Raw genomic sequence first — 24,118 nt, forward strand, 5'->3', positions numbered from 1 at the left:
GCTGTCACGCGGCCCCCTGCCGAACCGCCGGCAGGGCGGAAGCGGAATCCCACACGCGACCCGTGTCGGCAACCCCGCACCCCCTGTCCACCGGGCATCGGGCGGCCTCATCCGTCATGGAGCGGAGGCTACCCATGGCGTTCGATTCCGGATCAGCCGATGCCCAGCACGACCGGGCCGCCCGACCGGTCGACCCGGTCCGTCCACCCGGGCGCCGGCCGCAACGACCGTGAGGGGGGCACCCGGACCGGGAATCTCCGTCGCCACAGCAGCCGACCGTCCTGGGCGGCGGTCAGCACCGGGGCGGTCAGCGGCTCCCCCGACCGCAGCAGCAACGGCCGCACCGCGAGATCCGTGAGACGGTTCGGCACCACCCACAGCAGCGGGGCCCGGACGAGCAGCGGTGGGCCGACTTCCGGCCACGGCGCACCCGACAGGCGGGCCAGGACCGGGCCCGCGGCAGCGGCGCCCTCGGCGGCCGCCGTGGCGGCGGGCTCGACGCCGTGCAGGACGTTGCCCACCGCGAAGACCCCCGGCGCGGACGTACGGAAGGAGGCGTCCACGGCGGGGCCGCGGGTGCCCGGGTCCACGGCGATGCCGGCCCGGCGCGCCAGCTCGTGGTCGGGGATCCAGTCACCGGTGAAGACCACCGTGTCGCACGCCAGGACCCCGGTGCGGCCGTCCGCGTGGCGCACGACCACGCCGGACAGGCGGCCCCGGCCGCGTAGTTCCGCCACCGTCGTGGCCGTGAGCAGCGGGACTCCCGGGACGGCGTCGCCGCGCGGGCGCTCCGTGACCATGGCCACCACCTGCGCTCCCGCCCGGCGCACGGTGCGTACCGCGTGGCGGGACACCGGCTCGGCACCCACCACGACGGCCCGCCGGCCGATGTCCTGCCCGTAGAGGTGGACCGACTGTTGCAGTTCCCCGGTGGTCAGCACGCCGGCCGGGCGGGAGCCGGGCACCAGTCGGGCGCTGCGTGGGCGTTCGCGGGCGCCCGTGGCGAGGACGACGGCTCGGGCGGTGATCCGCTCCAGGCCTGCCGGGCTCGTGGTCTCCAGGGTCAGCGGGCCGGCCCAGCCGGTGGCGCTGACCCCGGTACGGACCGTCGCTCCGGCGGCCGTCGCCGCCTGGGCGGCCCGCCGCGCGTACGCCGGTCCGGTGAGCCAGGGGCGTACAGGTCCGCCGAACCCGGCGTGGTGGCAGTGGCGCGGCACGCCGCCCGCGTCCCGCTCGCGCTCCAGGACCTCGATGTGCCCGGCGCCCGCGCTCGCGAGGCGGGCCGCCAGGGCCAGCCCGGCGGGTCCGGCGCCGACGATCAGGACGTCGACCGCGCGGTCGTGGCTCACCGCCGGGCCTCCTCGAACAGCGCGCGCACGGCGGCTCCGCAGTGGAAGCCCTGGCAGCGGCCGCCCCGCGCCCGGGTGCGCCGCCGTAGGCCGTCCGGCGAGCCGGGCGGGACGGTCGAGGCCAGCGCGTCGCGGATCTCCCCGCGGGTGACGCGCTCGCAGTGGCAGACGATCCGGCCGTACTCCGGGTCCCGTGCGATCGCCTCGGCGTCGCGGTACGGGCGGAGGAACGCCTCGCCCAGGTTCGGCATGCGCACCGGGTCGAGTTCCCGGGCCCCCGTCACCGGCAGGCCGGCGTCGGCGAGCAGTGCCACGACGTGCGCGGCGATCGCCATGGAGGCGCTGAGTCCCGTCGAGCGGATCCCGCCGACGGTGACGTACCGCTGGGCGGGGTGGGCGCGGATCGCGTAGTCGTCGTCGCCGGTGGCGGCGCGCAGACCGGCGTAGACGGCGGTGACCTCCTCCTCCAGGAGGGCCGGCAGGATCCGTCGACCCTTCTCCCGCAGCAGGGCGAGTCCCTCGGCGGTCGATCCCGTGTCCGTCCGGTCGTCGAGGTCCTCGGCGGTCGGCCCGAGCATGACGTTCCCGTACACCGTCGGCGTCACCAGGACCCCCTTCCCTAGGGCGCCCGGGACGGGGAGCAGGATGTGCCGTACGAGGCCACGGGCGAGCTCGTCGAAGACGATCAGCTGTCCTCGCCGGGGCGTCACGGCGAAGTCCGCGTGGCCGAGGAGCCGGTCGATCCTGTCGGCGTACAGCCCGGCCGCGTTGACCAGGTACCGGGTGCGCAGCGGGCCCCGGCTCGTGGTCACGGTGTGCGTCTCGCCGGAAGTGACCTTCAGTACGCGGCAGTCGAGGTGGAGTTCGACACCCGCGCGGACGGCCTGCGTCGCGTACGCGAGCGTGGTGGTCCAGGGGCAGATGATGGATTCCCCCGGGACGTCGAGCGCTCCCAGTGCCCCGGGTCCGAGTTCCGGCTCGCGGGCCCGCACCTCGTCGGCCGGGATGATCCGGGCCGAGCGGTGCCCGTTGCGTACGGCCTTCTCCGCGAGGCCGGGCAGCGCGGCCCGTTGCTCCGCGTCCCAGGCGACGAGGAGCGCGCCGAGCGGCTCGACCGGGATGCCGGCCTCGGCGGCGTAGGCGGAGAGCAGCCGGTGGCCCTCTCGGACGAGCCGGGACTCCAGGGAGCCGGGTACCGCGTCGAAACCGGTGTGCAGGATGGCGGTGTTGGCCTTCGAGGTGCCGTCGCCGACATCGTCGGACGCGTCGACCAGGGCGATCCGCAGCGGGAGCCGGGCCAGTTCGCGGGCGATCGCCGCGCCCACCACGCCGGCGCCGACGACCGTCACGTCGTACTCCCCGCCGGGCAGGGCGCCGCCCGTGGTGACCGTGGTGGTGGCGGTGGTGACCGTGGTGGAGGGGGTGACGGTCATGCCGGTGCGTCGCCCAGCAGGGTCGAGACCGCCGCGCGGAACCGGGCGCGTCGTTCCGCCGCCCGCGCCGCTCCGGCCCGGGGCTCGTAGACGGCGGACGGCTTCCACTCCGGGACGGCCTCGGCGACGGTGAGGGAGGGATCGAGCCCGAGCCGGGCCACGGCCCCGACGCCGAGCGCGGTGACGTCCGGCAGCGCCGACACCTCCACAGGGATGCCGAGGAGGTCGGCCTGGGCCTGCATGAGCAGCGCGGACCGGGTCAGGCCGCCGTCGACGCGCAGGGCGGCGAGCGGGGTGCCCAGGTCGGCGGCGACCGCGTCGGCGAGCTCCGCCACCTGGGCGGCGACGCCGTCGCACAGGGCGCGTACGAGATGCCCGGCGGTGGTGTCGAGGCCGAGGCCGGTGACCGAACCTCGCAGGTCTCCCCGCCACCAAGGGGCGGCGAGCCCGGCGAGCGCCGGGACGAAGGTGACGCCGCCGGCGTCCGGGACGCTCCCGCCGACGCGGTCGATGTCGGCGGCGCCGGAGATCACCCCGAGATCGGTGAGCCAGCGCACGGCGGAGGCGGCCGTGTAGACCTGTCCGTCCAGGCAGTAGCTGGTCCGGCCGGCGAGCCGCCAGGCCACGCAGCCGACCAGCCCGGAGGCGCTGCGCAGGGGGCGCGGGCCGGTCTGCGCGAGCAGGAACGCGCCGGTGCCGTAGGTGCACTTGGCGGTACCGGGCTCGGTGACGCTCTGGGCGAGCAGTGCGGCCTGCTGGTCCACGAGCAGGCCGGTCAGCGGTAGTGCGGGACCGAAGGCGGTGGTGGTGCCGACGTGGGTGTCGGCGTCGACGACCTCCGGCAGGCGCTCACCGGTGAGGCCGAAGGCGTCCAGGGCCGCGTCCGACCAGCGGGTGGTGTCGAGGTCGAGCAGCTGGGTGCGGCCGGCGGTCGCCGCGTCGGTGACGAACGCGCCGGTGAGGCGGTGCACGAGCCAGACGTCGCTGGTCGTCACGACGCCGCGCCGGGTCAGGTGGCGGCGTATCCAGGCCATCTTGGGAGCGGCGAAGTACGGGTCGAGCGGCAGGCCGGTGATCTCCCGCAAGGACGGGGCGTGCGGGGCCAGTTCGGTGCAGAGCGCTTCGGCACGCCGGTCCTGCCAGACGATCGCGTCGGTCAACGGTTCGCCGGTCGCCGGATCCCAGGCCAGTACGGTCTCGCCCTGGTTGGCGAGGCCCACCGCCACCACGGGTTCGCCCGCCGCCGCCAGGGCGGCGCGTCCGGCGTCGACGACCGAGTCCAGCAGCTCGCCGGGGGTGACCTCGACGCGGCCGCCCGGCAGGTACCGGGGTCGCACAGGGGCAGATCCGGAACCTATAACTCCGCGTACCGGACAGACAACCAGCGCCTTGGTCCCCGAGGTGCCTTGATCGACAGCGAGCACCGGGCCCGTCATCACCACTCCGTCCCTGGTGTCGCCTTGATCGAACGTCGGTCGGAAGCCTGCACCGGCCGACCTCGCCCGTCAAGATCGGCCCACGGTCCGCCGGTATCGACTGACGCATCTTCATATGTGGATCGTGGCTTGATACTTACGTTCGAACACAGATCTGGATGCGTATGCTCCTGATCGCCATATAGTGATCGCCGATCAACGGGCAGCGACATCGACCGTGGGTCAACGGCGGGGGTTCGACGAACAGTTCTCGCATGGTTCACGCGTCCCTGGCACCGGGCACGGCTGCGTCGCGGCAGCCGGCGGCCGGATCGACCCACCTTCCATGCGATCCGAGGACTGATGATCACGACCACCGTAGGACGCGCCCACCCGGGCCGCCGCCGCCCGTCGACCGGGACGAGGTGATGGCGGGCAGCGATTTCCGGCCCGTCTACCACCCGGCCGGCCATGACAAGGAGCTGCGTTCCGCCGCCCAGGACCTGCGCACCGGCCGCTGGGTCTCCATGGCGCGCTTACTCGAACGCACCGACAACTGGGGCCTGTGGACCCAGCGCACCCAGGTGCTCGCCGCCGTCGCCGCCGGCTCCGACGTGGTCCAGGCCTGGCGGGCCGAAGAACCGCACAGCGTCGCCGCACTCGTGATGCACACGCGCGTCTGGGTGGAACGCGCCGTCCGCGCCCATCGCGCCGGACACCCCCGCACCGGCGAACTGTGGCAGGAGGCGTGGTCGACCTGCCGGGAGGCCGCCCGCATCAGCCCCGCCGACCCGGTGCCGTGGGTGTGCCTGCTCGCCCTCGCCCTCCTCGACGAGCAGCGCCAGATGGCCGAGCACCGCGTGGCGCCACCCGGCCCGATGCTGCCCCCCGGCCCCTGGGGCATCCTCGCCGAGGTCGACAAGCGCGACCCGCACAACCGCGAGGCCTACCACCGCATGCTCCAGTTCGTGTACGCGGGCACCCCCGGACCGCTCTCGGAGGCCGCCAACTTCGTGCACTGGGCCTCCGGTTCCGCGCCCCCCGGATCCCCCGTACACGTCCTGCCGCTCTACGTACGGGTCGAACGCTACCGCCGCGAACGCGGCCAGGAGCGGGCCTTGGACCTGCACTGGGTCGCCGAGGACGCCGTACGCGACGCGCTCCACGCCCTGGACACCTGGTTCGCCCACGCCGATCTCCCGCGCGCCTCCCCTCTCGACCTGAACCAGCTCGCCCACGCCCTGTGGGGGGCCCTCCAGTTCGACGAGGCCGCCCGGGTCTTCGACACGATCGGCCCGTACTGGACCACCCTGCCGTGGGCCCACCGGACCCGCGACCCGGCCGACCGCGCCTTGGCCGAGGAGGTGTTCCTGCAGGCCAGGTCCCGCAGCCTGGCCGGCCGGAACTGACCCCCGCCGACCTCCCCACGGCGCCGAACTCTCGCTCCACCCGCACCACCCCGGCCTCACCCGACCCCCAGGCTCCACCGTCCCCGTGCTCCACAGACCCCCGGAGGTACCGCCGTGTCCAGAACCGATTGGGCAGCCCGTCAGGACCGCAAGGCTCCACCTCAGCAGGACGAGGAACAACGCCTCAGGGAGCTCGGCTACCAGCCCGTCCTCGCCCGCCGGATGGGCGGCTTCGGAAACTTCGCCATCAGCTTCTCCGTCATATCCGTGCTCTCCGGATGCATGACGTTGTACGGCTTCGGCATGGGCTCCGGCGGCCCGGCCGTGATGCTGTGGGGCTGGATCGGCGTAGGCCTCTTCGTCCTCTGCGTGGGTCTCGCCCTGGCCGAGGTGACCAGCGCCTACCCCACCTCCGGCGCGCTCTACTACATGGCCGACCGGCTCGGCGGCCGCCGCTGGGGCTGGTACACGGGCTGGCTGAACCTGCTCGGCCTGCTCGGCGCCATCGCCGGCATCGACTACGGCGCCGCCCTGTTCACCGGCGCCTTCCTCAACCTGCGCTTCGGGTTCGTGCCCACCCCCGGCTCGACGTTCCTGATCTTCCTGTGCATCCTGCTGCTGCACGCCGCGCTCAACCTCTTCGGGGTGCGGCTCGTCAGCGTGCTCAACTCCATCAGCGTCTGGTGGCACCTGGGCGGTGTCGCCGTGATCGTCGGCGCCCTGGCCTTCGTCCCGGACAACCACCAGTCCGCTTCGTTCGTCTTCACCGAGTTCGTCAACGACACCGGCTGGGCCAACCCGTTCTACGTGGCGGCGGTCGGCCTGCTGCTCGCCCAGTACACCTTCTCCGGCTACGACGCCTCCGCGCACCTCTCGGAGGAGACCAGGGACGCCTCCGTCTCCGCCGCCAAGGGCATCGTCCGGGCCATCTGGGTCTCCTGGATCGCCGGTTTCGCCCTGCTCGCCGGTCTCACCTTCGCCATCCAGGACTACGCGGCGGTCCAGGGCAGCGCCACCGGCGTCCCGCCCGCCCAGATCTTCATCGACGCGCTGGGCTCCGGCGGCGCCACCGCCCTGCTCCTCGTCGTCATCGTCGCCCAGCTCTTCTGCGGCAACGCCGAGGTCGCCGCCGCGAGCCGGATGGTCTTCGCGTTCAGCCGTGACAACGCGCTGCCCGGCTCCGCACTGTGGCGCAAGGTCAGCGGCCGGACCCAGACTCCGGTGCCGGCCGTCTGGCTCTCCGTCGTCGTCGCGGGCGTACTGGCGCTCCCCTCGCTGTACTCGGCCACCGCCTACGGGGCCGTGACCGCCATCAACGTCATCGGCATCACCCCCGCCTACGCCATCCCGATCTACCTGCGCCTGCGCGCCGGCAACCGCTTCGAGCCCGGTCCGTGGAACCTGGGCCGCTGGAGCAAGCCGATCGGCTGGATCGCCGTCGCCTGGGTGGCCCTCGTCACCGTCCTCTTCTGCCTTCCCCAGAAGTCCCCCGTCACCATCGACTCGATGAACTACGCCGTGATCGCCCTGGCCGTGGTCCTGATCCTGGCCAGCGTCTGGTGGTACGTCGCACGCCGCTCGTACGGCACCCCCTCGGCCTACGGCAACGCCCGCGAGCAGGCGGAGATCGCCGAGGACATCGTCTGACCCGGCGCGGCGGCCCCGGCCGGCCGCGCCCGCATCCGGTCCACGCACGACCGGTGAGCGGGCGCCCGGCCGGGGCCGCCTTTTGCATTCCTAGGACCCCTAGGATAAAACTAGGACCTCTAGGAGTGGAGGGTCCATGGCACGCGCGGGACTGACGGCGGAGCGGGTGACGGTCGCGGGCGCCGAGCTGGCGGACGAGGTCGGGCTCGACCGGGTGACCATGTCGCAGGTGGCACGGCGGCTCGGGGTGAAGGACGCGAGCCTCTACGCCCACGTGCGGGGCCTGGAGGATCTGCGCGGACGGATCGCCCTGCTCGCGGCGGACGAGAAGACCCTCCGGATCGCGGAGGCGACGGCCGGCCGGTCGGGCAAGGACGCGCTGGTCGCGTTCGCCGACGCCTGGCGGGAGTACGCCCACGCCCATCCGGGCCGCTACACCGCGACCCAGACCCCGATCCGGATCGACCCCGAACTGGCAGCGCGGGCACCCGGACCGCGCCGGGCGGTCGAGCTGACCTACGGCATGCTCCGCGGTTACGCCCTGGCGGAGCCCGATCTGACCGACGCGGTCCGGCTGTTGCGCAGCACGTTCCACGGATTCGTCGCCCTGGAGGCGGCCGGCGGGTTCGCGCACGAGCGTTCACCGCAGCAGTCCTGGGTCCGCGCCCTCGACGCCCTGCACACCCTCCTGGAGCACTGGCCCACGCCCCGAGAAGGAGACCCCTCATGACCGACCCGACCATCGGCCACCTGCGTGTGAACGGCGCGACCCTGCGCTACGAGGTACGCGGCGACGGCCCACTCCTGCTGCTGATCCCCGGAGGAACGGGCGGCGCGGCCTCCTTCGACGGCATCGCCGGCGACCTGGCCGCCGAGTACACCGTCGCGACCTACGACCCGCGCGGCCTGTCCCGGAGCCCGCTGGACGACCCCGACGCCGAGCAGACGGTGGCCGAGCACGCCGACGACGCGCTGCGGATCATGGACCTGCTGTCACCCGACGCGCCCGCCCGGGTGTGCGGCACCAGCTCGGGCGCGATCGCCGCCCTGCACCTGCTCACCGTCCGTCCCGAGCGTGTCGTACGCGTCGTGGCGCACGAGCCTCCGGTGGTGGAGGTTCTCCCGGACGCCCCCGCCCACCGGGCGCTCCTCGCGCGCGTGCGGGAGACGCTCCGCGCCCAGGGGCTCATGCCGGCGATGGCCGTGTTCGCCGCCGGCCTGAGCAAGGCCGGGGACACCCCCGGGCCGCCGGCCGAGGTCGTCCTTCCGCCCGAGGCGGCGGCGCGGGCCGAGCGGACGATGGCCGACCTGCCGTACTTCGTCGGCCGCATCGTCCCCGCCTTCATGTCCTACGTCCCCGATGTCGACCGGCTGGAGACGCTGTCCGAGCGGCTCGTGCTCGCCGCCGGCCAGGAGTCCCGCGGCGAACTGCCGTACCGTCCGGCGGCTTTCCTGGCCGAGCGCCTCGGCGTGGAACTGCGCCACTTCCCCGGCGGACACACCGGCCTGACGACGCACCCCGACGCGTTCGGGGAGCACCTGAGGAAGGCCTTCCAGGGGTAGATCGCGGTAGATCGACCCCGTGCACGCACCCGGCCTACCGCCGGTCGGCGTACGCCTCGCTGCGCGCGGGCCGATGCATTTCTACGCTGGTCGAATGAGCATCAGATCCTCCGGGCGCAGAACCGGCGCGGGCGCGGCAGCTCTGGCCATCGGCGCGTCGGTTCTCCTCGTACCGACGGCCGCGGGCACCGCCCAGGCCGAGCCGCTGCCGCCGCGACCCGCCTCGTCCGTCGACGCATCCCTGTTGCACCGGTCCGGGACCCATGTCCGGGCGCGGCAGGGGGCGCCCGCGCTGCCGGACGACGTGTCCGCCCTGTCGTGGCTGGTGGCGGACGTCGGTTCGGGTGCGGTGCTCGCGGCCCACGACGCGCATCGCCGGCTGCCACCGGCCAGTACCCTCAAAACCCTCTTCGCCCTCACCGCACTCCCCCACCTGCCCGGCTCGGGCCGGCACACGGTCACCGAGGCCGAGCTGGACGAGGTACCGGAGGGGAGCAGCACGGTCGGGCTGTCCGCGGACCACACCTACCGGGTGGCCGACCTGTGGCGGGGCGTCTTCCTCAGCTCGGGCAACGACGCCGTGCACGTGCTGGCCGCGATGAACGGCGGTTGGGAGGTCACGTCGGCGCAGATGCAGGCCAAGGCGCGCGCCCTGGGCGCGCGGGACACCACCGTGGTCTCCCCGGACGGCTTCGACGCGGACGGCCAGGCCTCCTCGGCCTACGATCTCGCCGTCTTCGGCCGTACGGGCCTCGCCGACCCCGCCTTCGCCGAGTACGCGGCGACCGCCGACGCCCAGTTCCCCGGCGGCACCCACACCGACGGCAGTCCCACCTGGACGTACGGGATCGAGAACACCAACCGGCTGGTGACCGGTCAGGACGGGCTGGGCCGGTACCCGGGGATCATCGGTGTCAAGAACGGCTACACCTCCCAGGCGGGCTTCACGCTGATCGCGGCCGCCCGTCGGGACGGCCGTACCCTGCTGGCGACGGTGATGAACCCGCAGTGGGGCGGTGCGAACGCCGTGTACGAGGAGGCGCGCTCCCTCCTGGACTGGGGATTCGCCGCCGCGGGACATGTGGACCCGGTCGGATCGCTGGCTCCCCCCGCGCCGCCGCCCGCCGCACCGCCCGCCGCTGCCGTCGTCGCGGCCGACGCCGCCGACGTCGGCACGCCGGAGCGACTCCGCCTGGGTGCCCCGATGCTCTACGGCCTGTCGGCCGCGTTCCTCGCGGCGGTGGCGACCCTGGCCGGGGCGGCCGTCCTGCGAAGGCGCCGCAGCGAGCCCTGATCCGGGGTCGCGCGGCGCGCACGGTCGACGCGCGAGGGGCAGGGTCCGGTGCCAGGCTGAGGCCGTACCGGACCCGCGAAAGGCAAGCCCATGATCACCACTGATTTCGTCCCCGGCTCCCCCTGTTGGCTCGACCTCGGCGTGCCCGACGTCCGCGCGGCCGCGGCCTTCTACGGCGCGGTGCTCGGGTGGGACTTCGAGTCCATGGGCGAGGGGGAGGACATGGAAGGCGGGATGTTCCGGAAGGACGGAAGGGTCGTCGCCGGGCTCGGCAAGCTCACCGAGGAGGGCGCGCGCCCGGCCTGGATGATCTATCACAGCGTCACGGACGCGGACGCCACCACCCAGGCGGTGGAACGTGCGGGAGGCACGGTGCGGGTGGCCCCGCGCGATCTCGACGAGTGGGGCCGGATGGCGCAGTACAGCGACCCCTCGGGGGGACAGTTCGCCGTATGGCAGCCGGGAACGAGCCAGGGCGTCGAGCTGGTGGACGCGCCGGGCTCACTGTGCTGGACCGAGCTCTACACGACGGACGCCGGCGCCGCGAAGGAGTTCTACGGCGGTGTCTTCGGCTGGCGGTTCAGCGACATGTCGCTGCCCGGCGGCGGGGGGACGTACGCCCTCATCACGCCCGCCGGACTTCCCGAGGAGCGGATGCACGGCGGGCTCATGGAGCTCCCCGCGGAGCACCTGCCCCTCACGCACGGGCGGCCGTACTGGCATCCCGTCTTCGCCGTCGCCGACTGCGATGCCGCGGTCGCCGAGGTCACCGAGAACGGCGGGAGCGTGCAGATGGGACCGGTGGACGCGGAGGGCGTCGGCCGGCTCGCCGTCTGCCTCGACCCGGCGAACGCCGACTTCGTGGTGCTCACGCCGGTCCGCGGCTGAGCCCGGGCGGCACCGGTCGCACTCCACGGGGCGAGGTCGAAGACCTCGGCCGGAGGTCCACGGGAGCGGTGGACCGGAGTGGCGGCCATGGTGCCGGGCGAGGCAGTCTGTAGTCATGAGAGCGCCCTTGCGCTCGCCTCCTGGACCGCGAGCGGACGGCCACCACCAGGTGCTTTTCGTCTTGGCGGAGTGCGTGCCCTTCGCGATCGCCCTGCTGGTGCTCCTCGTCGAGTTCACACCCCTGCACGTCCTCTACACCGGCCCCCTGCTCGTCGCGACGCCCGCTCTGGCGGCCGTGACGATGGGCCCCAAGGGCACCCTCGCGGCGGCGGGGGTGGCCGTCGGTGTCAGCGTGACCACCGCCAGCTACAACAGCGCCTGGGGGACGCAGCAGGTCTACACGAACTTCCTCGCCCTGTTCCTGGTCTCGGTGGCGAGTTTCATGACGAGCCGCTCGGCGCGCACCCGCACGGAGAACGAGCTCAACCAGGTCCGCCGGATCGCCACGGCCGCCCAGGAGGTCGTCCTGCGGCCGGTGCCGGACCGGCTGGGCTCCGTACGGGCGGCCAGCATGTACCTGGCGGCCGAGACCGGTGCGCAGATCGGCGGCGATCTGTACGACGTGGTCCAGACCCGGTACGGGGTCCGGATGATCGTCGGGGACGTCCGGGGCAAAGGGCTGCCCGCGGTCCGGGCGGCCGCCATCGTGCTGGGCGCGTTCCGGGAGGCCGTGCACTACGAGGCCGATCTGGTGGAGGTCGTCGACCGGTGCGGAGCGGCCCTGCACCGGGACGCCGCCGTCTCGGGCGCGGCCGGCGGCGCGGACGCGCTCCTGGAGGGGTTCGTCACCGCGCTCGTGGCCCAGATCTCCGACGACCAGCACATCGAGGTGATCAACCGGGGCCATCCACCCGCGCTGCTGCTGCACGACGGAACGGTCCGGCCCCTGCCGCCCACCGCCCCCCTGCCGCCGCTCGGTCTGGAGGAATTCTTCGGCGGCCCTCCCGGGCGCGCGGACCGGTATCCGTTCGTGGCCGGGGATCGGCTGCTGCTGTACACCGACGGCGTCATCGAGGCCCGCGACCGGGACAAGACCTTCTTCGATCTGGCCGAGGCCATGGCGACCATGCGCGACCGCACCGGGGAGGCGTTCCTGAGGGGCCTGCACCAGGCCTTGCTGCGCCACACCGAGAACCGCCTGGCCGACGACGTGGCGGTGGTCCTCGTCGACCGGTGCCAGGACGAGGAGCCGGGGGCGGCCGGAGGCTCGGCGTAGAGCCCCTGGACTCGCCCGGACCGTCCCGGACACGACAGCATGGAGGGAGGCCGTTCGGAAGGTGGGTCGGAAAGTCGGCCGGAGGGTCGATCGGAAGGTCGGTCGGCGCGATGCCCCCGTGAGGAGGTGATACGCACAGTGACCAGCCATCGCTTCTCGTTCTGCGGGGCCGAGCTCGCCGCTGTCTACGTGATCGCCGACCAGGGCAGGGAACTGCATCTGGCCGAGCTGACCGGTAACCGCGGCGTCCTCTACGGACTGCCCGCGATCCTCGCCGTGGCCGGCCATTCACCCGCCGCCAATGCCTTCCGCTCCGGCCGCCCGCTGTGGCTGGCGCCCAAGGAACTCGCCTCGTTCATCGAGGAGGACCCCCACCACTTCCCCACCCGGGTGGGGAACAGTGCCCCCAACTCGCCGACCCGGATCTCGCTGGGCGCGCTGCCGCTGGGCTACGACGACATGGAACTCGGATGCCTGATCGTCGCCGGGCAGGCCGGGGCCGGCGGCTTCAGCGCCGACGACCGCAGCCTTCTGGAGCTGTACGCCGACCAGGTGGCCACGGGACTCGAATCGGTCGCCGCCCGCTTCGCCGGCCGCAAGGCTCCACAGTCCCATCTGGGCCAATCGCTGGTGCCCGACCAGGGCGGCGCGTTCATCCTGGAACTGAGCACCGGCCGGATGGAGGCCCACGCGCACGTGCTGGAGCTGCTCGGCCTGCCTCCCGATCAGTTCGACGGGCAGGTGGAAACGGTGCTCGCCTGCGCCGTTCCCGACGACATGCCCGCGTTGATGGCGATCGTGGAGCCGAACCGGCTGGCCGCCGCCGGACAGCAGCTGGCGTTCCGGATCCGCCGGCCGAACGGCGAACTGCGCTGGCTCGGGCTGCGTTGCCGGGTGGAAGTGGACTCCGAGGGCACTCCGCAGCGCGTCCTGGGCGTGGTGGCCGACGCCACGTATCTGCGTCCCAGTGCCGACGAGGTCTCCCTCGTGCAGCGGCTGTCGGCGACCCTGGCGGGAGCGGCGACCATCCGGGAGGTCAGCCGGCTGGTGGTCGCCGCCCTGCGCGAGCCGCTCGGCGCCTCCCGGGTCGCCGTCGGCGAACTGGAGCCGGAACGGCTCATCGTCACCGCCCTCGATCCTCCGGAGCCCGATGCCTGGCCCGAGGTCTGGCGCTCGGAGTGGCGCTCGGAGTGGCCGGACGTGGCGCTCAGCGACCTGCCCACCCTGCAGAGCGCCCTGCGCGGCGGACATCTGAGCCTGTGGCCGCCGGGGGCCGATCTGGAACCCGGACTCCTGGGCGTCGGGCCCGGGGGTCTCGCGGTGCTGCCGCTGCCCGCCGACGGCCGGATGGTCGGGGCGTGTCTGGTCGGGTGGGACACGGAGCACCGGTTCGGACCGGAGGAACGGTCGCTGCTGACCGCGACCGCCGGGCTGGTCGGGCAGGCGCTGGTACGCGCCCACGCACTGGACGCGGGCCACGAACTCGCCACCATGCTCCAGCGCAGCCTGCTGCCCCGTAAGCTCCCGGAGCTGCCGGGCGGGATCGCGGTCGCCCGCTACCTGCCCGCGACCGCCGGACTCGAGGTCGGCGGCGACTGGTACGACGTCATTCCGCTCCGTGACGGTCATGTGGCCTTCGTCATCGGGGACGTACAGGGGCACAGCGCGGGAGCCGCCACCATCATGGGCCAGATGCGTACGGCGGTCAGGGCCTACGCGGTGGAGGGCCACCCGCCCGACGTGGTGGTCGCGCGGGCCAACCGGCTGCTCGTCGGCATGGAGACCGACCTCTTCGCCACCTGCGGGTATGTGGACCTGGACATGGCGGAGGGCATCGCCAGGGTCGTCCGGGCCGGCCACCTGCCGCCCATCCTGCGTCATCCCGACGGCGTCGCCGAGGAGATGGTGGTCGAGGGCGGGCCTCCCCTGGGTGTGCTCGCGGAGGCCGAGTTCCCCATGACCGAGGCCGGGCTGGTCCCGGGCACCCTGCTCGTCCTGCTGACGGACGGCATGGTCGAGTCCGCGAGGCTGCCGGTGGAGGAGGGCATGCGGCGGGTGTGCGACGTGGTCGCGGCGGCCGACCCGATCGATGTCGGAGCGGTCGCCGACGAGTTGGTCGGCGGCGTGGGCCGCCGCGACGACGACGTGGCCTTGCTGTTGCTGCGCTACGACGGCCAGGGCGACCGGCCGAGGCGGAGCCACTGGACGGTGTGGCGGCTGCCCAACGCGGTCCTGCACGCGCGCCGCTTCACGGCGCGCACCCTGCGGTCCTGGGGAGTGGTGGAGCAGCTCGACGAAGCCCTGCTGGTCGTGTCCGAGCTGGTCACCAATGCCATCGCGCACACACAGGGCGAGGTGGGGATGGATCTGACCCTGTCGGCGGACCGGCTGCGGATCGCCGTGAACGACGCGTCGCCGCGCAGCCCCGTCAAGCCGATCTGGGTGAGCTGGGAGTCGACCGGCGGCCGCGGGCTCCTCATCGTCGACGCGGTGACGACGGCCTGGGGCTCGGTGCCGCTCAGCGGCGGCAAACAGGTGTGGGCCGAGATCCCCTGGCGCCGCGACACGTGACGCGGCGGCGGGACGGCCCAGGGGGTGGACCGCGGTGCGGGTGGGTCAGTCGCCGGGCGGGAGGGTGAAGTCGGCGACGGTCGAGTCGAAGGTGGCGTAGTCCTCGTAGCCGAGCACCTCGTAGAGCCGGGAGCGGGTGTGCATGCGGGGCAGCAGTGACTCCTGGGTGCCCTCGGTGGCGAGGGTGCGCAGGCCGTCCTCGACCGCGCCCATGGCGAGGCGGAAGAGGGTGACGGGGTAGAGGGCGATGTTGTAGCCGAGGCTCTCCAGGGTGCGTGTGTCGAGGAGGCGACTCCTGCCGAATTCCGTCATGTTCGCGAGGAGGGGGACGTCGAGGGCCGCACGGAAGGCCTCGAACTCGGCTTCGTCCGCGAGGGCTTCGGGAAAGACCGCGTCGGCGCCCGCGTCCACGTAGGCCTTGGCACGGTCGATCGCGGCGGCCAGGCCCTCGACGGCGCGGGCGTCGGTGCGGGCCATCAGGAGGAAGTCGGGGTCACGGCGGGCGTCGACGGCGGCGCGGACCCGGCGGACCATCCGCTCGCGCGGTACGACGCCCTTGCCGTCGAGGTGGCCGCACCGCTTCGGGTCGACCTGGTCCTCCAGGTGGAGTCCGGCGAGCCCCGCGTCCTCCATGAGCTGGACGGTACGGGCGGCGTTCATCGGCTCGCCGAAGCCGGTGTCGGCGTCGGCGAGGGTGGGCAGGTCGATGACGCGGGTGAACTGCTGGGCGCGTGCGGCGACCTCGGTGGAGGTGGTCAGGCCGATGTCGGGCAGGCCCAGGTCGGCGGCGAGCACGGCCCCCGAGAGGTACACGGCGTCGAACCCGGCCTCCTGCACGAGCTTCGCCGAGTACGGATCGATCGCGCCCGGGATCCTCAACAGCCGGCCTGAGGCGAGCTGTTCGCGGAACGAGCGGCGGCGGGAGGCGGGGGTGGTGCGGGTGTGGAGCATCGTACGAGCCCTTCGGGAGGCGTGCGTCCGCGGTGGCGCAGGCGACCGGCTTCCGGGCGGGCCGCTCCTCGCGGGTCAGGCGGTCGGCGCTGGGGCGGGCCCGTACCGGGTGGTCGATCACGGAGTTCCTCGCGGCATGCGGTGGGGCGTGCTTCGAGGACGAGTCTTCCCCTCCGGGAGGCCGGCGCGGGGACTCCCACACGGCGCGGTCCACCCCTTCCTCTTATTGCATATAGATTGCAGTTGCGGGACATGCACATCAGAGGGTGGAGAGCAGTGAGCGGACCAGTGGTGCTGGGGATCGAGTCGTCGTGCGACGAGACCGGCGCGGGAATCGTGCGGGACGGCAAGCTGCTCGCGCACGTCGTGGCGTCGAGCATGGACGAGCACGCCCGCTTCGGCGGCGTCGTGCCCGAGATCGCCGCCCGCGCGCACCTGCACGCCTTCGACCCGGTCGTCCGGCAGGCCCTCGACCAGGCCGGGCTGAGGGTGAGCCAGATCGACGCGGTCGCCGTCACCACCGGGCCCGGTCTGTCGGGCGCGCTGCAGGTGGGCCTGGCCGGGGCGAAGACGCTGGCCTACGCGGCCGGGGTGCCGCTGTACGGCGTCCATCACCTGGCCGGGCACGTGGCCGCCGACACCCTGGAGCACGGGCCGCTGCCCCGGCCGTGCGTGGTGCTGATCGTCTCCGGCGGGCACACCTCGCTGCTGCTCGTACGCGATCTGGTGCGCGAGCCGATCCTGCACCTCGGGGACACCCTCGACGACGCGGCGGGCGAGTGCTTCGACAAGGTCGCCCGGATCCTGGGCCTGCCGTATCCGGGCGGGCCCGCCATCGACCGCGCCGCCCGCGACGGGGACCCGAGGGCCGTGGCCTTCCCGCGCCCGCTGACCCGGCCCGGGGACGACCCGTACGCCTTCTCCTTCTCCGGCCTGAAGACGGCCGCGGCCCGCTGGGCCGAGCGGCATCGTCAACTCGGTCAGGAACCCCCGGTCGCCGACGGGGCCGCGGCCCTGCAGGAGGCCGTGGCGGACGTACTGACCCGCAAGGCCGTCGCCGCCTGCCGCGACCACGACGTCAGGACGCTGATCGTGGTCGGTGGCGTGGCGGCGAACTCGCGGGTCAGGGCGCTCGCGGAGCGGCGGTGCGCGTCCGCGGGCATCGAGCTGCGGGTTCCGCCCATGACCCTGTGCACGGACAACGGTGCCATGATCGCGGCCGTCGGCGATCTGCTGGTCCGCTCCGGAGCCGAGCCGGCCCCGCTGAACGTGTCCATCGATCCGTCCGCGCCCCTGGAGTACGCCTCCTTGACGCCACGTCCGGCCCCGCCGGTCACTGTCCCCTGACGTCCGGGCGGGCGGGCGCGCGGTCCCCGGTGGGCCGGCGCGCAGGCTGGTGAGGGGTGTCGTCGCGCCCGCCACGGCCGGTGCCGGCGACCCGGCGCCTGACCTGGTCCTCCTGCGCCAGCCGCCGCAGCAGCTCGAACACCGGGGCGCAGATGGCGAAGACGATCACGGCCCGCTCGGCCAGGGCCACCGGGTCCTCCAGGCCGGCCGCGCGCTCCAGGTCCAGCCGGGCCACCGATTCCGCGAGCCTGGCGTAGGCGACGAGCTCGCCCGGGGCGTACTGGGCGTCCAGTCGGCGCAGCTCCTCCAGCGCCACCGTCAGCCCCTGCACGTGCGGCGAGGTACCGGGCGCCTGCCAGTCCAGGTCCGCGAGGAGGGCGGCCACCTCGGCGCCGGCGGTCGCGTCGGCCTCGGCCGCGGCCTCCGCCTCCTGGCCCGCGGCGCCCTGGGCCGCCACCGGCACCGGGAGCGCGTAGCTGACCGCTCCGAGGGCGCTCTCGGAGCTGTGGGCCTGGTCGACGGCCCCGAGCACCTCACGGGTCGCGGCGATGGACAGGCCGCCGAGCGTGGTCAGCGCCTTGATCAGCCGCAGCCGCTGGGCGTGCTCCTCCCCGTACTCGGCCAGGGTCGCGGCCGTCGCCCGCCCCGCGGGCAGCAGTCCCTGCCGCAGGAAGTACTTGATGCTGGCGACCGGCACGCCGGTCCGGCGGCTGAGCTCCGAGATCTTCATACGGCTTCCCTGCTGGTCATGCGGTCCGGTATCCGACTTCGGCGATTGGACACCACAGCAAGATACTGCCACTATCCAGTAACTGGATACCATAAGTATCCAACCCTAGGAACGCAGCCGCACCGGAGAATCGATGCCTCACCCCACGCCCCCCTCCGTGCTCCGCCGACCCCAGCTGTGGATCGGGACGGGACTCATCGCCGCAGTGGTCTCGATGCTGTTCGCCCTGCTCTACGTGGGTGGCAACGTCAACCCCAAGGGCAACCTGCGCGACCTGCCCGTGGCCCTGGTCAACAGCGACGGCGGAGCGGATGTGGGCGGCCGCCACGTCAACCTGGGCGAGCAGATCGTCTCGGGCGTCCAGAAGGCCGCGAAGGGCGACAAGAGCATCGACTGGCAGGTCGTCAGCCGTGCGGAGGCCGACAAGCGACTGGGTCGGGGCAAGGTCTTCGGCGCCCTCGTCATACCCGCCGACTACTCCGCCACGGTGGCCGCCCTCACCGCCCCGCAGCCCGCGGCGCAGGGCCAGGCCGCACCGCCGACCCTGACCGTGCTGACCAACCAGGCGGCCGGCAGCATCGGCTCCTCCATGTCCTCCCAGGCCGCCCAGAAGGCCGCGCACGCCGCCTCCGCCCAGCTCGGCCAGGAGCTCCTCAAGCAGGCAGCCGCCCAGAAGACCCCGCTCCCGACGGCCGCGCAGCTGAAGCTGGCCGACCCGGTGACCGTGACCGTCGCCGACGGCCACCCCGTCGGCACCCGCAGCGCCATGGGGCTGAGCGCCTTCTACTACGCGCTGGTCCTGGTCGTCTGCGGCATGCTCGGCGCCAACGTGGTCAACTCCCAGGTCGACACCGCGCTCGGCTACCTGCACACCGATTTCGGCCCGATCCGCAAGCGCGAGCCCGTCCAGCACACCAGCCGCGTCCGCACCCTGGCCATCGGCATCGCGCTCATGCTCGGCCTGTCGCTGGTGATGGGCACCCTGGTCGAGGTCGCCACGGTCGGCATCCTCGACATGGACGCCTCCCACCTGGGCCTGCTGTGGCTCTACTCGGTCGCCACCATCGCGGTGGTGGGTATCGGCAGCCTGGCCCTGTTCGCCGCCTTCGGTACGCCCGGCATGCTCCTGGCCACCATCGTCTTCGTCGCGATGGCGGTCCCCTCCTCCGGCGCGACCGTGCCCGTCCAGGCGCTGCCCGGATTCTTCCGCGCCCTCTCCGAGTTCGAGCCGCTGCGCCAGATCACCGAGGGCCTGCGCTCCCTGCTCTACTACGGAGCCCAGGCCGACGCGGGCCTGACCCGCGCCTGGGCGTCGATGGGGGTCGCCCTCGTCGCCGCGCTGATCTTCGGCTTCGCCGTCACCCGCCTCTACGACCGCAAGGGGCTGCACCGCATCCCGCACCCCGACGCCGAGCCCGATGCCGAGCCCGGCGCGGTGACCACCCCCGAGACCGGCACCGCGGTCACGGCCTGACCTCCGCTCCGGAAGGCCCCGTCCCTGGCCAGGGACGGGGCCTTCGCGCGCGGGTTCGACCCCCTGCGGCGTCAGCTCCAGCGCACGAGCGCGGTCATGGCCGCACGGTCCGTCTCCGAGTCGGCGATCGGCGCCTTCGGCCAGAGCGGTTCGTACGCGGTCCGGATCCGGAACCAGGTCGCCACGGCGAGCGCGGCCCAACGCGCCCACAGCACGCCCGCGTCCGGCAGGTCCTCCGGCCGCCCCGGACGATGCGTCCTCATCCCCACCTCGTACTCCCGGCCCTCGCGTCCGTCCCCGACACCATCGGCGGCGGTGCCCGGCTCGAACGGTGGATCGGGAGGCGTTTCCGGGCATACACCAAAAGGTGATGAGCAGCCCGCCGTCGCACACGTGTCAGCTGGGGGCGCCATGAGGTACGACCTGTCCGATCGCCTGGTGGTGGGGATCGCCTCCAGCGCCCTGTTCGACCTGACCGACGGGGACGCGGTGTTCCGGGAGCAGGGCGAGGACGCCTACCGGACCTACCAGGAGACACACGTCGACGAACTTCTGGCCAAGGGAGTGGCGTTCCCCTTCGTCAGACGTCTGCTGGCGTTGAACGACCTCGCCGATCGGGACGACCCTCTGGTCGAGGTCATCATCCTTTCGCGCAACGATCCGGACACCGGGATGCGTGTCATGCGTTCGATCAAGGCGCACGGCCTCCCGATCAGCCGAGCGGTCTTTCGGCAGGGTCGGCCCTCGCACCCGTTCATGCCGGCGCTCAACATGTCGCTGTTCCTGTCGGCCGACGGACGCGACATCCGGGACGCGGTCGCGGCCGGCCTGCCCGCGGGACACGTACTCAGGACGGGGCGCGTCGACGACGAGAGCGATCCCGAACTCCGCATCGCCTTCGACTTCGACGGAGTGGTGGCGGGCGACACGGCCGAGCGGGTCTACCAGAGCGGTGGGGTCGACGAGTTCCGCGCCTTCGAGGTCCGCAATGCCGCCACCCCGCACGACCCAGGGCCGCTACGGGACTTCCTGGCCGGCGTCAACCGCATCCAGCGCCTCGAGGAGGCGCGGCGCGGCAAGGATTCCGGGTACCGGCCGCGCCTGCGCGTATCGCTGGTCACCGCCCGGGACGCTCCCTCGCACGAACGCGCCCTGGTGAGCCTCAAGAAGTGGGGGCTGCGGGTCAACGACGCCTTCTTCCTCGGCGGCATCGACAAGGCCGCGGTCATGAAGGCGCTCGACCCGCACATCTTCTTCGACGACCAGGTCGCCAATCTCAACGGCACCGCCCAGGGCACCCCGAGCGTCCACATCCCCTTCGGCGCGATCAATTCACCACCCCCCGAGTCGGCCTGAGCTCCGGCCCGGCCGGATTGTCGGTGGGCGCCGGCAGGATGAGCGACATGAGTTCCGCCACCGCGGCCGATTACGGCTGGATACGTTCCGCACGCTCGCTGTTCGCCTACGGGCTGGAGGTCGGGTACACCCTGACGCTGGTGCGGGGGGTCTCACCCGAGGAGTTGTTCCGGATCGTGGGGGTCGAGCCACGCGGTGTGCGCGCGGGCTTCCGCGCGTTCTTCGAGGAGCACGAGAAGTTCCTGGACGGATTCGAGAAGTGGCCCGAGGCCTTCCTCGCCGGAGCGTTCACCGTGCGGGGGGAGGGAGGGGACTGGACCCTCGCCCTGGAGTTCGGCGGCGATCTGGGCACGCGGCCGAACCTCATGGAGGCCCTGTCGGCGGGAACGCGTGCCGTCTCCCATTCCAGCAACGGGGGGAAGCCGATGGACTTCTTCCACTGGTACGAGGAGGGGGAGTTGAGGACCACCTTCGAGTGGCCCGCGGACAGGACCGGCAGCACGCCCGACGCGCTCAACCCCCTGATGCTGGAGGTCGGCCTCAACCCGTTCGGGGACGAGGATCCCACTGTCGACGGGAAGGCGGCGGTCCTGGCGCTGACCGAGCGTCTCACCGGGGTCGGGCTCACCGAAGAGCTGCTGGCGGAGGCCGCGTACCTCGTGGGAGAAGTCCCGGAGGCGCCGTACTGACACCCACGGGCGGCGCGCCTTTCTGTTACGCGGCCATGACACTCCCACACTTTTGAACACGATCAACAATCACTAGATTATTGAACATGGTCAAAACTGAGTACGGGGCATGGGTGGGCGAGTTCGAGGCCGAGCGGGAACGCCGGGCGGCCCTGGGCGACCCCGACTGGGGGCAGGGCGCGCGGCTGCCCGCAGACATCGTCCGCAGCATCCAGAAGTTCCAGGTCGGCGAGGACGGCGACGGCTCGGCACTCACCGCCAAGGCCGACCTCGCGGGTGATCCGGTCTACTCCCGGGCGGTCCGGCTCTTCATCGCCGAGGAGCAGAACCACGCGCGCATGCTGAAGCTGCTGCTGGCGGCCGGCGGGGCCGAGACCCTCGACGGGCACTGGAGCGACGCGGCCTTCGTCCGGGTCCGGCGGCTGCTCGGGCTGCGCGTGGAGCTGCTGGTGCTGATGATCGCCGAGGTGGTGGCCCTGGGGTACTACCGAGCCCTGCGCGACGGCGCGACCGACCCGCTGACCAGCGAGGTCGCGGGCCGCATCCTGGCGGACGAGGAGCGGCACGTCCCCTTCCACTGCGTGCGGCTGCGCGAAGGGCTCGCCGGGCTCCCCCGGCCCGCCCGCCGGGCGGTGACGGCCGGCTGGCGCGGACTCCTGGCCGGGGCGGCCGCCTTGGTCGCGGTGGACCACGGTCCGGCCATGCGGACCCTCGGGGTGGACCGGGGCGCCTTCGTCGCGCGGACCGTGCGCTCCTCGGCCTGGATGGCCCGCGCGATGGCGGGCGGACCGGTGCCCGCACCGGTGGGGCCGGGCGCGGGCGCCTGACCCGCGCCGCCGAGCGCGCCGCCCCTCACACCGAGGAGGCGCCGGTGGAGGCCGAGGAGGGCACGGACGGCGGCACGGACCGAGTGTCGGTGCGGCGCTGTGGCGCCCGCTCACCAGCGCCGTCCGCACCCAGGCCGTCGAGCAGGCGCAGACCGTCCTCGGCGGGGCTGCCCGGGGCCGCGGACAACACCAGCAGCTCCATGCCCGATTCGCCCGGCAGAGCGAAGTTCTCCTGGTGCAGTTCCAGCAGTCCCACCAAGGGGTGCCGGTACGCCTTGCGTCCGTGGGTGCGGGCGCGCACGTCCGCGCGGGCCCAGAGTCGGCGGAAACGCTCGCTGCCCATCGCCAGTTCACCGATGAGCGAGGCCAGCCGGGGGTCGTCGGGGTACTGGCCGGCGGCCAGCCGCAGGTGCCCCACCACGTCGAGGGTGCACTGCTCCCAGTCCGCGTAGAGGCCGCGCTCCGCCTCCTCCAGGAAGATGTGCCGGGCGGTGTTCAGGCCCGGTACCCGTCGACCGTAGAGGAGCCCGGCGAGCCGGTTCCCTGCGAGCACGTCCAACCGGTGATCCATGATCAGCGCGGGCGCACCGACGACCAGGTCGAGGACGCGCAGCACCTCCGGCCGGACCCTCCCCGAGCCTCCGGCCGGGGAGACCCCCTTGCCCGGCGCCTTCGGGCGGCGGCGGTGCTGCCGCGCGAGCCGGCAGAGGTGCTCGCGTTCGGTCCCGTCGAGGCCGAGAACCCCGGCGAGGGCGTCGAGTACCTGCTCGGACGGCTGCGTCGCGCGGCCCTGTTCCAGTCGTACGTAGTAGTCGACGCTGACGCCCGACAGGTGCGCGACCTCCTCGCGGCGCAGCCCTTCCACCCGGCGTCGGCTGTCCGTGGGGATGCCGACGGTCGCCGGGTCGACCCGGGAGCGCCGGGTCCGCAGGAAGCCCGCAAGATCGTCCATGCCCTCCAGTATGGCCTCGGCCATGCCCGCGAGGGTGGCCCTGTCGATACCAGGAAGTCCGGTCCGACGGAAGCGGCGCCCCTGAACACCGGACGCCGTGGCGCCCAGGATCGGGGCATCCGATCCGAAGGAGTTCCCATGAAGACGCTGATCGTCCACGCCCACCCGGACCCGAAGTCGCTCAACAGCTCGCTGAAGGACCTCGCGGTGTCCACGTTGGAGGCCGCCGGGCACGAGGTGCGGGTGAGCGATCTGTACGCGATGAACTGGAAGGCGGTCGTGGACGACGCGGACTACGGCCCCCACGCCTCGAGTCCGCTGCGGGTCGCCTCGGACTCGGGCCGGGCCTTCGAGGCCGGCGCGCTCACCCCGGACGTCCTCGCCGAACAGGAGAAGCTGCTGTGGGCCGACACGATCATCCTCCAGTTCCCGCTGTGGTGGTACACGATGCCCGCGATCCTCAAGGGTTGGGTGGACCGGGTGTTCACCTACCGCTTCGCCTACGGGGTCGGCGAGCACAGCGACACGAAGTACGGCGAGCGCTTCGGCGAAGGCACCCTCGCGGGCAGGAAGGCCCTGCTGTCGGTGACCGTCGGCGGCCCGGAGTCGCACTACTCCGCCCGCGGGATCAACGGCCCCATCGACGACCTGTTGTTCCCGATCCACCACGGCATCCTCTACTACCCGGGCATCGAGCCGCTGCCGCCGTTCGTGCTCCACGGCGCCGACCGGATGACCGACGAGGAGTACGCGGACGCCGCCGCGGCCTGGGAACGGCGGCTCCTCGGCATCGAATCGACCGAGCCGATCGGGTTCCGGCGGCAGAACTTCGGTGACTACGAGATCCCCTCCCTGCACCTGAAGGAGGGACTGGAGCCGGCGGGCCGCACAGGATTCGGGCTGCACCTGCGCGGCTGAGCCCGCCGGGCGCGGGGCGGGCTCAGCCG

General features: G+C 73.0%; 21 protein-coding genes. 14 read left to right on the plus strand and 7 right to left on the minus strand.

Annotation, left to right across the window (positions count from 1 at the left end; genetic code table 11):
* Positions 1–152: 152 nt before the first annotated feature.
* The 3 genes from ACGFYY_RS09745 to ACGFYY_RS09755 are packed head-to-tail and all read right to left on the minus strand — an operon-like array spanning position 153 to position 4,218.
* Complete coding sequence (locus ACGFYY_RS09745; protein WP_393707918.1) at positions 153–1,349, minus strand: NAD(P)/FAD-dependent oxidoreductase; 1,197 nt, start codon at positions 1,347–1,349, stop codon at positions 153–155.
* The gene (locus ACGFYY_RS09750) at positions 1,346–2,782 is read right to left on the minus strand and encodes an FAD-dependent oxidoreductase (RefSeq protein WP_393707920.1); all 1,437 of its coding nucleotides are present in this window, start codon (positions 2,780–2,782) and stop codon (positions 1,346–1,348) included. Before ACGFYY_RS09750 ends, ACGFYY_RS09745 begins: the two co-directional genes overlap by 4 nt.
* A complete protein-coding gene (locus tag ACGFYY_RS09755; protein WP_393707922.1) occupies positions 2,779–4,218 on the minus strand; it encodes an FGGY family carbohydrate kinase in 1,440 nt (479 codons plus the stop codon). The genes ACGFYY_RS09750 and ACGFYY_RS09755 overlap by 4 nt, the downstream gene beginning before the upstream one ends.
* 407 nt (positions 4,219–4,625) lie before the next feature.
* Here ACGFYY_RS09755 and ACGFYY_RS09760 point away from each other — a divergent pair, with 407 nt between their 5' ends.
* From ACGFYY_RS09760 to ACGFYY_RS09795, 8 genes are all read left to right on the plus strand, one after another.
* Positions 4,626–5,606: a hypothetical protein gene (locus ACGFYY_RS09760; RefSeq protein ID WP_365280754.1), complete on the plus strand. Its 981-nt coding sequence runs from the start codon at positions 4,626–4,628 to the stop codon at positions 5,604–5,606.
* Between the two features lie 222 nt (positions 5,607–5,828).
* On the plus strand, positions 5,829–7,253 hold the full coding sequence (locus ACGFYY_RS09765; RefSeq protein ID WP_393708022.1) for an amino acid permease: 1,425 nt from the start codon (positions 5,829–5,831) through the stop codon (positions 7,251–7,253).
* Positions 7,254–7,389: 136 nt separating this feature from the next.
* Positions 7,390–7,983: a TetR/AcrR family transcriptional regulator gene (locus ACGFYY_RS09770; RefSeq protein ID WP_393707925.1), complete on the plus strand. Its 594-nt coding sequence runs from the start codon at positions 7,390–7,392 to the stop codon at positions 7,981–7,983.
* Positions 7,980–8,816, plus strand: coding sequence for an alpha/beta fold hydrolase (locus ACGFYY_RS09775; RefSeq protein WP_393707927.1), 837 nt, complete (start codon positions 7,980–7,982; stop codon positions 8,814–8,816). The genes ACGFYY_RS09770 and ACGFYY_RS09775 overlap by 4 nt, the downstream gene beginning before the upstream one ends.
* A 94-nt stretch (positions 8,817–8,910) precedes the next feature.
* Positions 8,911–10,110: a D-alanyl-D-alanine carboxypeptidase family protein gene (locus ACGFYY_RS09780; RefSeq protein ID WP_393707929.1), complete on the plus strand. Its 1,200-nt coding sequence runs from the start codon at positions 8,911–8,913 to the stop codon at positions 10,108–10,110.
* Positions 10,111–10,200: 90 nt separating this feature from the next.
* Positions 10,201–10,998, plus strand: a complete 798-nt coding sequence (locus ACGFYY_RS09785) for a VOC family protein (RefSeq protein ID WP_393707931.1) — start codon at positions 10,201–10,203, stop codon at positions 10,996–10,998.
* Between the two features lie 181 nt (positions 10,999–11,179).
* Complete coding sequence (locus tag ACGFYY_RS09790) at positions 11,180–12,274, plus strand: PP2C family protein-serine/threonine phosphatase (protein ID WP_393707933.1); 1,095 nt, start codon at positions 11,180–11,182, stop codon at positions 12,272–12,274.
* A gap of 138 nt (positions 12,275–12,412) precedes the next feature.
* Complete coding sequence (locus tag ACGFYY_RS09795; protein ID WP_393707935.1) at positions 12,413–14,845, plus strand: SpoIIE family protein phosphatase; 2,433 nt, start codon at positions 12,413–12,415, stop codon at positions 14,843–14,845.
* A 45-nt stretch (positions 14,846–14,890) separates the two neighbouring features.
* On the opposite strand, the gene prpB is transcribed toward ACGFYY_RS09795, so the two are convergent.
* A complete protein-coding gene (prpB, locus tag ACGFYY_RS09800; protein ID WP_393707937.1) occupies positions 14,891–15,796 on the minus strand; it encodes a methylisocitrate lyase in 906 nt (301 codons plus the stop codon).
* A 276-nt stretch (positions 15,797–16,072) separates the two neighbouring features.
* Between prpB and tsaD the strand changes: the two genes are divergently transcribed.
* The gene (tsaD, locus tag ACGFYY_RS09805) at positions 16,073–17,143 is read left to right on the plus strand and encodes a tRNA (adenosine(37)-N6)-threonylcarbamoyltransferase complex transferase subunit TsaD (RefSeq protein WP_393707939.1); all 1,071 of its coding nucleotides are present in this window, start codon (positions 16,073–16,075) and stop codon (positions 17,141–17,143) included.
* Here tsaD and ACGFYY_RS09810 read toward each other — a convergent pair.
* Entirely contained in the window at positions 17,130–17,873 is a 744-nt protein-coding gene (locus tag ACGFYY_RS09810) for a MerR family transcriptional regulator (RefSeq protein ID WP_393707942.1), read from the minus strand. The two genes, tsaD and ACGFYY_RS09810, sit on opposite strands and share 14 nt — an antisense overlap.
* A gap of 133 nt (positions 17,874–18,006) precedes the next feature.
* Here ACGFYY_RS09810 and ACGFYY_RS09815 point away from each other — a divergent pair, with 133 nt between their 5' ends.
* Entirely contained in the window at positions 18,007–19,347 is a 1,341-nt protein-coding gene (locus ACGFYY_RS09815; RefSeq protein WP_393707944.1) for a YhgE/Pip domain-containing protein, read from the plus strand.
* Positions 19,348–19,418: 71 nt separating this feature from the next.
* Here the strand turns inward: ACGFYY_RS09815 and ACGFYY_RS09820 are convergent, their stop codons facing one another.
* Complete coding sequence (locus tag ACGFYY_RS09820; RefSeq protein WP_393707946.1) at positions 19,419–19,610, minus strand: hypothetical protein; 192 nt, start codon at positions 19,608–19,610, stop codon at positions 19,419–19,421.
* 148 nt (positions 19,611–19,758) lie between these two features.
* Here ACGFYY_RS09820 and ACGFYY_RS09825 point away from each other — a divergent pair, with 148 nt between their 5' ends.
* The 3 genes from ACGFYY_RS09825 (at position 19,759) to ACGFYY_RS09835 (ending at position 22,219) form a co-directional block, all read left to right on the plus strand.
* Positions 19,759–20,703 (plus strand): 5'-nucleotidase, encoded by a 945-nt coding sequence (locus ACGFYY_RS09825; protein WP_393707948.1) that lies wholly within the window; start codon positions 19,759–19,761, stop codon positions 20,701–20,703.
* A 47-nt stretch (positions 20,704–20,750) separates the two neighbouring features.
* Positions 20,751–21,392 (plus strand): DUF6461 domain-containing protein, encoded by a 642-nt coding sequence (locus ACGFYY_RS09830; RefSeq protein WP_393707950.1) that lies wholly within the window; start codon positions 20,751–20,753, stop codon positions 21,390–21,392.
* Between the two features lie 86 nt (positions 21,393–21,478).
* Complete coding sequence (locus ACGFYY_RS09835; RefSeq protein ID WP_393707952.1) at positions 21,479–22,219, plus strand: ferritin-like domain-containing protein; 741 nt, start codon at positions 21,479–21,481, stop codon at positions 22,217–22,219.
* A 25-nt stretch (positions 22,220–22,244) separates the two neighbouring features.
* On the opposite strand, the gene ACGFYY_RS09840 is transcribed toward ACGFYY_RS09835, so the two are convergent.
* The gene (locus tag ACGFYY_RS09840; RefSeq protein WP_393708024.1) at positions 22,245–23,171 is read right to left on the minus strand and encodes a helix-turn-helix transcriptional regulator; all 927 of its coding nucleotides are present in this window, start codon (positions 23,169–23,171) and stop codon (positions 22,245–22,247) included.
* A gap of 138 nt (positions 23,172–23,309) precedes the next feature.
* On the opposite strand from ACGFYY_RS09840, the gene ACGFYY_RS09845 reads away from it, so the two are divergent.
* The gene (locus tag ACGFYY_RS09845; protein WP_393707954.1) at positions 23,310–24,089 is read left to right on the plus strand and encodes an NAD(P)H-dependent oxidoreductase; all 780 of its coding nucleotides are present in this window, start codon (positions 23,310–23,312) and stop codon (positions 24,087–24,089) included.
* Positions 24,090–24,118 lie beyond the last annotated feature (29 nt).

It is taken from the genome of Streptomyces sp. NPDC048331 (assembly GCF_043201215.1).
Lineage (GTDB): Bacteria > Actinomycetota > Actinomycetes > Streptomycetales > Streptomycetaceae > Streptomyces.